Annotated in this window: 7 protein-coding genes; 5 read left to right on the top strand and 2 right to left on the bottom strand. The window is 73.5% G+C overall.

Features of this window, described 5'->3' with window-relative positions; genetic code table 11:
• Both EF903_RS18525 and EF903_RS18520 read right to left on the bottom strand, forming a co-directional pair.
• A partial coding sequence (locus EF903_RS18525) for a hypothetical protein (protein WP_185902717.1) occupies positions 1 to 689 on the bottom strand: 689 nt, incomplete at its 3' end.
• A 49-nt stretch (positions 690 to 738) separates the two neighbouring features.
• Positions 739 to 2,274, bottom strand: coding sequence for an MFS transporter (locus tag EF903_RS18520; RefSeq protein ID WP_399421160.1), 1,536 nt, complete (start codon positions 2,272 to 2,274; stop codon positions 739 to 741).
• 310 nt (positions 2,275 to 2,584) lie between these two features.
• On the opposite strand from EF903_RS18520, the gene EF903_RS18515 reads away from it, so the two are divergent.
• The 5 genes from EF903_RS18515 (at position 2,585) to EF903_RS18495 (ending at position 12,093) form a co-directional block, all read left to right on the top strand.
• Positions 2,585 to 3,361, top strand: a complete 777-nt coding sequence (locus EF903_RS18515) for an ABC transporter ATP-binding protein (protein WP_390335818.1) — start codon at positions 2,585 to 2,587, stop codon at positions 3,359 to 3,361.
• A gap of 56 nt (positions 3,362 to 3,417) precedes the next feature.
• Entirely contained in the window at positions 3,418 to 5,943 is a 2,526-nt protein-coding gene (locus tag EF903_RS18510; protein ID WP_125544582.1) for an ABC transporter permease, read from the top strand.
• Positions 5,944 to 6,151: 208 nt separating this feature from the next.
• Positions 6,152 to 9,682, top strand: a complete 3,531-nt coding sequence (mfd, locus tag EF903_RS18505; RefSeq protein ID WP_125544576.1) for a transcription-repair coupling factor — start codon at positions 6,152 to 6,154, stop codon at positions 9,680 to 9,682.
• Positions 9,683 to 9,976: 294 nt separating this feature from the next.
• The gene (locus EF903_RS18500; protein WP_125544574.1) at positions 9,977 to 10,597 is read left to right on the top strand and encodes a hypothetical protein; all 621 of its coding nucleotides are present in this window, start codon (positions 9,977 to 9,979) and stop codon (positions 10,595 to 10,597) included.
• Positions 10,594 to 12,093, top strand: coding sequence for a serine/threonine-protein kinase (locus tag EF903_RS18495; protein ID WP_312845942.1), 1,500 nt, complete (start codon positions 10,594 to 10,596; stop codon positions 12,091 to 12,093). The genes EF903_RS18500 and EF903_RS18495 overlap by 4 nt, the downstream gene beginning before the upstream one ends.
• Positions 12,094 to 12,141: the final 48 nt, after the last annotated feature.

Raw genomic sequence — 12,141 nt, 5'->3', positions numbered from 1 at the left:
GCCGTGGTGGGGACCGGGGTGCCGTTCAGCTCCAGGCGGGCGTCCGGGGTGAAGCCGCCGCCTCGGACCGTGAGGGTGTCGTGTGTGAGGGACGCCGCCGTGATGACCGGGTTGGGGCGGGTCGCCAGTTTGTTGAGCAGGTAGGCGCCCGCGGGGGCGCCGGTCAGGGCCCAGAGCTGGGAGGGGAGGTCGGGGAGGCCGCCGTGGACGTCGGAGAGGAAGGACAGGACGACGTAGAGCATCGTCACGGCGTTCAGGGCCACGTACTGGAGGTCGACCAGGTCGGTGCGGCCGCTGTCGTTGGCGATGAGTTCGCGGAGCGGGCGGTGGGGTGAGGCGGGGGCCGGTTTGGCGAGGGTGCCGTGTTCCAGGCGGATGCCGACGACGGCCTTGGCGCCGATGAGGGCCGTGTACGGGCCGCCCAGGAGCGGCAGGTAGACGGTCGCCAGGGGGGACAGGGGGCCTGGGTCGGCGTTGAAGTAGTCCGTGCCGGCGCCTGTGGTGAGGCCGTGGGCGAGGACCGTCAGGAGGAGCCAGACCAGGATGACCGTCCAGGCGAGGGCCAGGGCCGTGGAGGTGGAGAGGCGGCCGTCGCGGCCGGTGATGAAGGCGGGGCTGCGGCGCAGGCGCCAGGCCAGGGGGCCCGCCAGTGAGAGCAGTAACGCGAGTGCGAGAAGTGGTGCGGTCATGTGATCTCCCCCGTGTGGTTGTCGGACAGGTCTACTCGGGGAGCGGCGGTCATGACAACTGGTGGTCCGGGAGGACGGGGAAGCGGCGGGGGGCCAGGAAGAGGAGGACCGCGAGGGCTGCCACGGCTGCGGCCGTCGCGCCCAGGAAGACGTGGTCCACCGCCGCGGCCACTGCTTGGCGGACGGGTTCGGCGGCCTCGGCCTCCATGGCTTCGGGGAGTGCCTCCAGGGTGTGGCCGCCGGTCAGGCGGGTGGTGAGCGTGGCGTTGGCCACTGCTCCGAAGAGGGCCGCGCCCAGGCTCTGGCCGACCTGGCGGCAGAAGAGGACCGAGGCCGTCGTGGTGCCGCGTTCCGCCCAGCCGACCGTGGACTGGACGCCGACGATCAGGGGGAGTTGGAACAGGCCCAGGGCCGCGCCCAGGGCGAGCATCACCAGTACCGGTTGCCACGGGCTGCCCGGGTAGGGGAGCAGGGTGAACGTGAAGAGGGCCAGGGCGGCGGCCGCGATGCCAAGGGCCGCGGTGTCGCGGAAGCCGATGCGGCGGTAGACGTGCTGGCTCAGGGCCGCGGACAGCGGCCAGCTGAGGGTCATCGCGGACATGACGAGTCCGGCGGTGACCGGGTCGAGGCCGAGGACGGTCTGGGCGTACGTGGGGACGAACGCGGTCGGGGCGACCATCAGGAGGCCCAGGGCGCCCAGGGCGAGGTTCACGGCGGCGAGGGTGCGCCGCCGCCACACCCAGCCGGGCAGGATCGGGTCGGCGGCCCGGCGTTCGACCGCGACGACCGCGGCCGCGAGGGCGGCGCCGGCGGCCAGCAGGGCGAGGGACGGCCAGGACAGCCACGGCCAGGCGACACCGCCCTGGACGAGCGCGAAGAGCAGGACGCTGCCGCAGGCGGCGATGGTGAGGGCGCCGGCCCAGTCGACGGGGGCGCGGCGCCCGGGGGCGCGGGCCGGTTCGGCGAGGTGGCGGGCGGCCAGCCAGAGGGCGAGTCCGGCGGGCGGCAGGTTGGCGAGGAAGATCCACCGCCAGTCGGCGTATCCGGCGAGGAGCCCGCCGAGGGCCGGGCCGGCGAGGGCGGAGGCGGCCCAGACGGAGGACATGCGGGCCTGGATCCTCGGGCGGTCCTTCAGCGGGTACAGGTCGGCGGCGAGGGTCTGGACGGTGCCCTGGAGGGCGCCGCCGCCGAGGCCCTGAACGATGCGGAAGGCGATCAGCGAGGCCATGTCCCAGGCGACCCCGCAGAGCAGCGAGCCGGCGAGGAACAGGGCGGTGCCGAAGAGGAGGACCGGCTTTCGGCCGTGGGTGTCGGAGAGCCGGCCGTAGACCGGGAGGGTGACGGTGATGGCGAGGAGGTAGCCGGCGAAGAGCCAGGAGAAGACGGAGAAGCCGCCGAGGTCGCCGACGATCTGCGGGACGGCGGTGGCGACCACCGAGGCGTCCAGGGCGACGAGCGCCATGGCGAGCATCAGCGCGGCGACGACGGAGGCCGGAGGGCGTCCGGCGGCCGCGGCCGGGTCGGCGGGTATGTCCCCGGCGGCGGCGTCCCCGGGGTGCCCGCCGGTGCTCTCCTGCGCGCCCACCCGGATCCTTTCACCGTGCACGTACTGGCCGGGGGACACCTTCTCACCGCGGTCCCTCCGGCGGAACCCCCGTCCCGTGTCCGCCGAAAGGTGCAGATCCCCTAGGGGACTGCTCCTTACAACGGCCCAGGGGACGTTCGTCCCGGCGGAGGAGGTGGCGCGCTGCGCGGCGTTCTTGACTGGTTCCTGGGCGGGGTGGGGTTAACCCCCCGCTGGATACGGCGAGGGGCACCAGGGCGCCCGGGCCCTTGTGCGGCCGAAACTCGACCGCACAGGCAAACGAACGAGGGGAAGCACCGTGACAACGGCTATGACCGAAACCAGGCACGGGGGTACTGGAGGCCATGCAGCCGTCGCGGCCCGGGCGCGCCAGGTCGTCAAGGCGTACGGCTCCGGTGAGACGCGGGTGGTGGCTCTCGACCACGTCGACGTGGACATCATGCGCGGCCGGTTCACGGCCATCATGGGGCCGTCCGGGTCGGGGAAGTCGACGCTGATGCACTGCCTCGCCGGGCTGGACACCGTCACCAGCGGCGAGATCCACCTGGACGACACCGAGATCACCCGGTTGAAGGACAAGAAGCTGACGCAGCTCCGGCGGGACCGGATCGGGTTCATCTTCCAGGCGTTCAATCTGCTGCCCACGTTGAACGCGTTGGAGAACATCACGCTGCCGATGGACATCGCGGGCCGGAAGCCCGATCGGGAGTGGCTGGAGCGGGTCGTGGAGACCGTGGGGCTGGCGGGGCGGCTGAAGCACCGGCCGACGGAGCTGTCCGGCGGGCAGCAGCAGCGGGTCGCCGTGGCGCGGGCGCTGGCTGCGCGGCCGCAGATCATCTTCGGTGACGAGCCGACGGGGAACCTGGACTCCCGGGCGGGGGCCGAGGTGCTGGGGTTCCTGCGGCGCTCGGTCGACGAGCTCGGCCAGACGATTGTCATGGTCACGCATGACCCGGTGGCCGCGTCGTACGCCGACCGGGTCGTCTTCCTCGCGGACGGGCGGATCGTCGACGAGATGCACGCGCCGAGCGCCGAGCAGGTCCTGGACCGGATGAAGGACTTCGACGCGCGGGGGCGTACCTCGTGAGCGCGGGTGCGGTGCTGAAGACGTCGCGGCGGAACCTCGTCGCGCACAAGGGGCGGATGCTGCTGTCGGCCGTGGCCGTGATGCTGTCCGTCGCGTTCGTCTGCGGGACGTTGGTCTTCACCGACACCATGAACACGACGTTCGACAAGCTGTTCGCCGTGACGGGTGCCGACGTCACCGTCAGCCCCAAGGCGGCACAGGACGGCGACGAGGGGCCGCGCAGCGGTCGGCCCGAGGTGCTGCCGGGGGCGGTCCTGGAGCAGGTCCGCCGGGTCGGCGGTGTGGCGGACGTGCAGGGCGGGGTGGTCTCGATGTCCGTCACGCTGGTGAACGGGAAGAACGAGAACCTCGGCTCCACCACCGGTGCTCCGACGATCGCCGCCAACTGGTCCGCCGCCGAGCTCAAGTCCATGAAGATCACCTCGGGTCGGGCGCCGGGCGGGCCGGGCGAGGTCATGGTCGACGCCGACACCGCCCGCAAGCACCGGCTGGAGCTGGGCCAGGAGCTGCGCGCCGTCACCGTGATCGGTGACGTCCGGGCGCGGATCAGCGGTATCGCCGCGTTCACCGTCACCAACCCCGGTGCGGCCGTCGTCTACTTCGACACGGCGACCGCGCAGGAGAAGCTCCTCGGTGCGCCGGGCGCGTTCACGCACCTCGCCGTGACCGCCGCGGACGGCGTCGGCGACGAGGAGCTGAAGCGGAACGTCGCCGCCGCGGTCGGTGCGGACACGTACAAGCTGCAGACCGCGAAGGAGTCCGCGGACGCCGGGCGCAAGGACGTCGCGTCGTTCCTGAACGTCATGAAGTACGTGATGCTCGGCTTCGCGGGGATCGCCTTCCTGGTCGGCATCTTCCTGATCTTCAACACGTTCTCGATGCTGGTCGCCCAGCGGACCCGCGAGATCGGTCTGATGCGGGCGATCGGCGCCGAGAGCGGGCAGGTGCTGAAGTCCGTGGTCGTCGAGGCGCTGCTGCTCGGTGTCATCGGCTCCGCGCTCGGCATCGGCGCGGGCATCGGCCTGGCCGTCGGGCTGATGGAGCTGATGGGCCGGATGGGCATGAACCTGTCCACCGATGACCTGACGGTGGTGTGGACCACACCCGTCACCGGTCTCGTCCTCGGTGTGGTCGTGACCGTCGTGTCCGCGTTCGTCCCCGCCCGCCGGGCAGGGAAGGTCTCCCCGATGGCCGCCCTCCGCGACGCCGGCACCCCCGGCGACCGCAAGGCCGGCCGGATCCGGGCCGCGGTGGGGCTCCTCCTCACCGGTGCCGGTGCCGCGGGGCTCGCCATGGCCGTCGCCGCCGACCGGGCCGCCGCCGGGTCGGCCTGGCTGGGGCTCGGCGTGGTGTTCACGCTGATCGGGTTCGTCGTCATCGGCCCGCTGCTCGCCGGGGTCGTCGTACGGGCGCTGTCCGCGCCGCTGCTGAGGCCGTTCGGTGCCGTGGGGCGGCTCGCCGAGCGGAACGCGCTGCGCAACCCGCGCCGCACCGGAGCCACCGCCGCCGCACTGATGATCGGGTTGGCGCTGGTCGCCTGCCTGTCGGTCGTCGGGTCCTCGATGGTCGCCTCCGCGACCGACGAGCTGGACCGGTCCGTCGGCGCCGACTACATCGTCCAGTCCCCGGCCGGCCAGCCGGTCGTGCCGCAGGCCGAGCAGGCGCTGCGCGCCACCGCGGGCCTCGACCACGTCACCGCCTACCGCGGCGTCCCCGCCAAGGTCACCGCCCCGGACGGCCGCACCGTGGACGAGGAGGTCAGCGTCACCGACCCCTCCTACGCCCAGGACGTGCGGCGCAAGATGACCGCGGGCGAGCACCCGCAGGCGTACGGCGCCGGGGCGATGTCGGTCGGCTCGCTCTACGCCGCCGAGTACGGGGTGAAGGTCGGGGACGAGCTGACCGTCGCGTTCACCGGCGGCAGGACCGCCCGGCTGAAGGTCGCGGCGATCACCTCCGACGACGGCAACCTCGACAAGGGCGTCATGTACGTGTCCACGGCGACCGCCGGGCAGTACGTGCCGGCGGAGAGGATGCCGAGGCCGTTCATGCTGCTGGCCAAGGCAGCCGAGGGCAAGGCGGAGCCGGCGTACGCGGCGGTCAAGGCGGCGCTCGCCCCCTATCCGCAGTACCAGGTGCTCAACCAGACCGACTACAAGGAGAACCTGAAGGACCAGGTCGGCCAGCTGCTGAACATGGTCTACGGGCTCCTCGGCCTCGCCATCGTCGTCGCCGTGCTCGGCGTCGTGAACACCCTGGCCCTCTCCGTGGTCGAGCGGACCCGCGAGATCGGCCTGATGCGCGCCATCGGCCTGTCCCGCCGCCAGCTGCGCCGCATGATCCGCCTGGAGTCGGTCGTCATCGCCCTCTTCGGCGCCCTCCTCGGCCTCGGCCTGGGCATGGGCTGGGGGGCCGCCGCCCAGCAGCTGCTGGCACTGGAGGGGCTGAAGGTGCTGGAGATCCCCTGGCCGACGATCATCGGCGTCTTCGCCGCCTCGGCCTTCGTCGGCCTGTTCGCCGCACTGGTCCCGGCCTTCCGGGCGGGGCGGATGAACGTCCTGGACGCGATCGCCGGCGACTAGCCGGCGGTCGTACGGGGGCGGCGCGGGCCCCGGAGGTCCCCGACGGGGGCGCGCCGGGGCCCGCGCCCGTGTACGGCCCCGGCGGGCAGCGTGCGGGGTGTGGCAGCGGAGGCCGGGGCCGGGGGAGCGGGCGTAGGGTGGAACCCCCGGCCCGCGCGCGTGTCGGGCCCCTCGCGCTGCCCTCTACACCGGATGGAAAGCCTCCTTCATGAGCCTGCACGGACTGCTCGACGCCGTCACCCGGGATGCCGCCCTCACCGAGGCGGTCACCGCGGCCGGGGACGGCAACCGGATGCACGTGGACCTCGTCGGCCCGCCCGCCGCACGGCCCCTCGCGATCGCCGCGCTGGCCGCCCGCACCGGGCGGACCGTCCTCGCGGTCACCGCCACCGGCCGGGAGGCCGAGGACCTCGCCGCCGCTCTGCGCTCCTTCCTGCCGCCGGACGAGGTCGCCGAGTTCCCGTCGTGGGAGACGCTGCCGCACGAGCGGCTCTCGCCGCGCAGCGACACCGTCGGCCGCCGCCTGGCCGTCCTGCGCCGGCTCGTCCACCCGAGCAAGGACGATCCGGCGGCCGGGCCCGTCTCGGTCGTGGTCGCGCCGATCCGGTCCGTGCTCCAGCCGCAGGTCAAGGGCTTGGCGGACCTGGTGCCCGTCAGTCTGCGGCGGGGCGAGAGCACCGACCTCGGCGAGGTCGTCGAGGCGCTGTCGGCGGCCGCGTACGCGCGGGTGGAACTGGTGGAGAAGCGCGGCGAGTTCGCCGTCCGCGGCGGCATCCTCGACGTGTTCCCGCCGACCGAGGAACACCCGCTGCGCATCGAGTTCTGGGGCGACGAGGTCGAGGAGGTCCGCTACTTCAAGGTCGCCGACCAGCGGTCCCTGGAGATCGCCGAGCACGGGCTGTGGGCGCCGCCCTGCCGGGAGCTGCTGCTGACGCCCGAGGTCCGCGAGCGGGCCGCGGCCCTGGCCGAGGACCACCCCGAGCTCGGCGAACTCCTCGGCAAGATCGCCGAGGGGATCGCGGTGGAGGGCATGGAGTCCCTCGCACCGGTCCTCGTCGACGACATGGAGCTCCTCGTCGACGTGCTGCCCGCCGGGTCCATGGCCGTCGTCTGCGACCCGGAGCGGGTCCGCACGCGCGCCGCGGACCTCGTCGCCACCAGCCAGGAGTTCCTCATGGCGTCGTGGGCGGCCACCGCCGGCGGCGGCGAGGCCCCGATCGACGTCGGCGCCGCCTCGCTGCGCGGCATCGCCGACGTCCGCGACCGGGCGCGCGAGCTCGGCATGATGTGGTGGTCCGTCTCGCCGTTCGCCGCCGACGAGGAGCTGTCCGCCGACACCCTCAAGCTGGGCATGCAGGCCCCGGAGGCCTACCGCGGCGACACCGCCCGCGCGCTCGCCGACACCAAGGGCTGGATCGCCGACGGCTGGCGCACCGTCTACCTGACCGAGGGCCACGGCCCCGCCGCCCGCACCGTCGAGGTGCTCTCCGGCGAGGGCATCGCGGCCCGCCTGGAGGCCGGGCTCGGCGAGCTGGCGACCGGCCTGGTCCACGTGGCGTGCGGGGCGCTCGCCACCGGCTTCGTCGACCCGGCGCTGCGGCTGGCGGTCCTGACGGAGACCGACCTGACGGGGCAGCGGACGGCCGTGAAGGACCTCGGCCGGATGCCGACGCGGCGCCGCAAGTCCATCGACCCGCTCACCCTGGAGGCGGGCGACTACATCGTCCACGAGCAGCACGGCGTGGGCCGCTACATCGAGATGGTGCAGCGCACCGTGCAGGGCGCCACCCGCGAGTACCTGCTGGTGGAGTACGCGCCCGCCAAGCGGGGCCAGCCCGGCGACCGCCTGTACATCCCGACGGACCAGCTGGAGCAGGTCACCAAGTACGTGGGCGGCGAGGCGCCGACGCTGCACCGGCTCGGCGGCGCCGACTGGACCAAGACGAAGGCCCGCGCGAAGAAGGCGGTCAAGGAGATCGCCGCCGACCTGATCAAGCTGTACAGCGCGCGGATGGCGGCGCCCGGCCACTCCTTCGGCCCCGACACGCCGTGGCAGCGGGAGCTGGAGGACGCGTTCCCGTACGCGGAGACGCCCGACCAGCTGACGACGATCGCCGAGGTCAAGGAGGACATGGAGAAGTCCGTCCCCATGGACCGGCTGGTGTGCGGCGACGTCGGCTACGGCAAGACCGAGATCGCGGTGCGTGCGGCGTTCAAGGCGGTGCAGGACGGCAAGCAGGTCGCCGTGCTCGTCCCGACCACGCTGCTGGTGCAGCAGCACTTCGGCACGTTCTCCGAGCGGTACAGCCAGTTCCCGGTGAACGTGCGGGCGCTGTCGCGGTTCCAGAGCGACACCGAGGCCAAGGCCACCCTGGAGGGCCTGAAGGACGGCTCGGTGGACGTGGTGATCGGCACGCACCGGCTGTTCTCGCAGGAGACGAAGTTCAAGGACCTGGGCCTGGTCATCGTCGACGAGGAGCAGCGGTTCGGCGTCGAGCACAAGGAGCAGCTGAAGAAGCTGCGGGCCAACGTGGACGTGCTGACGATGTCGGCGACGCCGATCCCGCGCACCCTGGAGATGGCGGTGACGGGCATCCGCGAGATGTCGACGATCACGACGCCGCCGGAGGAGCGGCACCCGGTGCTGACGTTCGTCGGCCCGTACGAGGAGAAGCAGATCGGGGCGGCGATCCGGCGGGAGCTGCTGCGCGAAGGGCAGTGCTTCTACATCCACAACCGGGTCGAGTCGATCGACCGGGCGGCGGCGCGGCTGCGGGAGATCGTGCCGGAGGCGCGGATCGCCACGGCGCACGGGCAGATGTCGGAGCAGGCCCTCGAACAGGTCGTGGTGGACTTCTGGGAGAAGAAGTTCGACGTGCTCGTCTCGACGACGATCGTCGAGTCCGGGATCGACATCTCGAACGCCAACACCCTGATCGTGGAGCGCGGCGACAACTTCGGCCTGTCGCAGCTGCACCAGCTGCGCGGCCGGGTCGGGCGCGGCCGGGAGCGGGGGTACGCGTACTTCCTGTACCCGCCGGAGAAGCCGCTGACGGAGACGGCGCACGAGCGGCTCGCGACGATCGCCCAGCACACGGAGATGGGCGCCGGCATGTACGTGGCGATGAAGGACCTGGAGATCCGCGGTGCGGGCAACCTGCTCGGCGGGGAGCAGTCCGGGCACATCGCGGGCGTCGGCTTCGACCTGTACATCCGGATGGTCGGCGAGGCGGTGGCCGACTACCGGGCGGCCGTCGAGGGCGGGGCGGAGGAGGAGCCGCCGCTGGAGGTGAAGATCGAGCTTCCGGTCGACGCGCACGTCCCGCACGACTACGCGCCGGGGGAGCGGCTGCGCCTGCAGGCGTACCGGGCGATCGCCTCGGTGAACTCCGAGGAGGACGTCAAGGCGGTGCGGGAGGAGCTGACCGACCGCTACGGCAAGCTGCCGGAGCCGGTGGAGAACCTGCTGCTGGTGGCGGGTCTGCGGATGCTGGCGCGGGCCTGCGGGGTCGGCGACATCACCCTCCAGGGGCCGAACGTGCGGTTCGGGCCGGTGGAGCTGCGGGAGTCGCAGGAGCTGCGGCTGAAGCGGCTCTACCCGGGGTCGGTGCTGAAGCCGGCGGCGTCGCAGGTGCTGGTGCCGCGGCCGAAGACGGCGCGGGTGGGCGGGAAGCCGCTGGTCGGCCGGGAACTCCTGGCCTGGACCGGCGAGTTCCTGACGACGGTCCTGGGCTCCTGACCGCCGGCCGGCGGCCGGGTCCCCCTGGCGGGCTCCCGGCCGCGGCCGTTCTCGGCAGCGCCGCCGGCGCCTCGCCGCATCATGGTTGTTCCCCCCCCTGGGAGTGTGGTCGGAGGGACGAGGCCGGCCCGGTGTTCCGGTCCGGCCGGCGGTCGGTGCGGCCCCTCGGCGGGGGCGCGGGGCCGGGCGGTGTGCAGCGAGGCTGCAACGGTTGCGCGCATCCCCTCACTGGCGGCCGGAAACGCTGTATACCCTCAGACCTGAACTTGTCGACACGGTCCGTCAGGAGCAGCGATGCACGGCCCCGGCCTCCCGCCGCAGCAGCCCCAGCCCAGTTCCGGGGGTGTGGTGGCGTTGCGCGTGCTGTTCGCCCTGCTGCCCGTCCTCAGCTGCGGCTTCCTGGGATGGGCCACGATGCTGCGGCTCGCGATCGTGACCCGCAAGTCCGCCGACTGGATCCTCCTCGCCGTCAACTTCGGGCTCACCGTCGGCTGGCTCGCGCTGATCGGCGCGGACCCGACGCCGAACACCGACGGCTGGCAGGGCAACACCGGCGCCTTCGGCACGATCCTCACCGGTGTCGCCACCTGCATCTACTTCCTCGTCGCCGACATCCGGCACTACGAGGCCAAGGCCGCGGCCCGCTCCGCCGCCTGGTACCCGCCGCAGCCCGCCGCCCCGTACGTGCCCCCGCAGCAGGCGGCCGGGCCGGCGTACGGCTACCCGCAGCCGCACCAGCCGGTGCACCACACGCCGACCCCGGTGCCGCGCCCGGCGCAGCCCGGGCCCGGCCCCGCCACCCCGCCGCGCATCGGGCAGGTCCGCGCCGAGCTCGACGAGCTGAGCGAGCTGCTGCGCAAGGAGACCCCGCACCCGAACCGGCCCCCGGCCGACGGTGAGGGCACGGGCCGGTGACGGACGACGGCCGGATCATCGGCGAGCGCTACCGCCTGGCCTCGCTGCTCGGCCAGGGCGGCATGGGCCAGGTGTGGACGGCGTACGACCAGCGCCTGGACCGGCGCGTCGCGGTCAAGCTGCTGCGCCCGGACAAGGTGGCCGGGCCGGGCTCGGTCGCCGAGGAGCTCAGGCGCCGCTTCGTGCGCGAGTGCCGGGTGACGGCGCAGGTGGACCACCCGGGCCTGGTCACGGTCCACGACGCGGGCAGCGACGGCGACGAGCTGTTCCTGGTCATGGGCTACGTCGAGGGCGAGAACCTGGCCGACCACCTGGCCTCGCACGACCCGTACCCGTGGCCGTGGGCGGTGTCGGTGGTCGCGCAGCTGTGCGGGGTGCTGTCCGCGGTGCACGCGGTGCCGATCGTGCACCGCGACCTCAAGCCGCGGAACGTGATGGTCCGCCCGGACGGCACCGTGCTCGTCCTCGACCTCGGTGTCGCCTCGGTGATGGACACCGACACCACCCGCCTCACCAGCACCGGCACGCCGATCGGCAGCCCGGCGTACATGGCGCCCGAGCAGGCGATGGGCGGCGCGGTCGGCCCGTACACCGACCTGTACGCGCTCGGCGTGCTCCTCTACGAACTGCTCAGCGGGAACGTGCCCTTCGCCGGCTCCACCGCGCTCGGCGTGCTCCACCGCCACCTGTACGAGCCGCCGGTGCCCGTGCGCCGGACCCGCCCGGAGATCCCCCACCAGCTGGAGGCGGTACTGCTCCACATGCTGGCCAAGGACCCGCAGGACCGGCCCGCCTCCGCGCAGGCCGTGTACGAGGCCCTCGCGCCGCTGCTGCCCAAGCAGGGCGCGCCGGCGGCGTCCCTGGACCCGAGCCGCCCGTTCCTGCGGCCGCACGCGCCGTGGCCGGACCGGAGCACGGCGATCCCGCCGCAGCCGACGGCCCCGCCGCGGCCGGACATCGGGGCCGCCGTCGACGAGGCGCGCAGCCTGCTCGACCAGGGCCGCCTGACGCAGGCCGTGGACATCCTCGGCGGGATCCTCCCGGCCGCGGCCGCCCAGCACGGTGAGCACTCGCCGGTGGTGCGGTCGCTGCGCAAGCAGTACGCGGCCACGCTGATGGACGACGGCCAGTACCGCCGGGCCCTGCCCGAACTGCGCCGCCTGGCAGACGAGTTCCCCGCCGGCGACCCGCAGTCGCTGCGGTTCCGCTACGACGCCGCGCAGTGCCTGGAGCAGCTGGGCGAGCCGGCGGCGGCGCTGGCGGAGTACCGGTCGCTGCTGCCGCTGTTCGAGAACCACTACGCCAACCCGGACCCGGGGCTGCCGCTCGAGGTGCGGCGGCGGATCGGACACCTGCTGCTGTCGCTGGGCGACCGGCCCGCCGCGCACGACACCCTGGCCCGGCTGCTGTTCGACGCGGAGCGCGTGCACGGCCCCGGGCACCCCTTCTCCGCGGAGGTCCGGCGCACCCTGGAGTGGCTGACCCGGGTCCGCTGACCGCGCGCCGCCCCGGCCGGGGCGGCGGGACGGCGGGGGCTGGTGGCG

This window comes from Streptomyces sp. WAC05292, assembly GCF_003949955.1.
Taxonomy (GTDB): Bacteria; Actinomycetota; Actinomycetes; order Streptomycetales; family Streptomycetaceae; genus Streptomyces; species Streptomyces globosus.
Note: the sequence above shows the minus strand (reverse complement) of the source record. Positions and strands in the feature narration are given on the sequence as shown.

Excerpts from the sequence above, each read along its gene's own strand:
- EF903_RS18515 (WP_390335818.1), top strand. The coding sequence starts at position 2,585 with ATGACCGAAACCAGGCACGGGGGTACTGGAGGCCATGCAGCCGTCGCG.
- EF903_RS18510 (WP_125544582.1), top strand. The coding sequence starts at position 3,418 with ATGCTGCTGTCGGCCGTGGCCGTGATGCTGTCCGTCGCGTTCGTCTGC.
- mfd (WP_125544576.1), top strand. The coding sequence starts at position 6,152 with ATGAGCCTGCACGGACTGCTCGACGCCGTCACCCGGGATGCCGCCCTC.
- EF903_RS18500 (WP_125544574.1), top strand. The coding sequence starts at position 9,977 with ATGCACGGCCCCGGCCTCCCGCCGCAGCAGCCCCAGCCCAGTTCCGGG.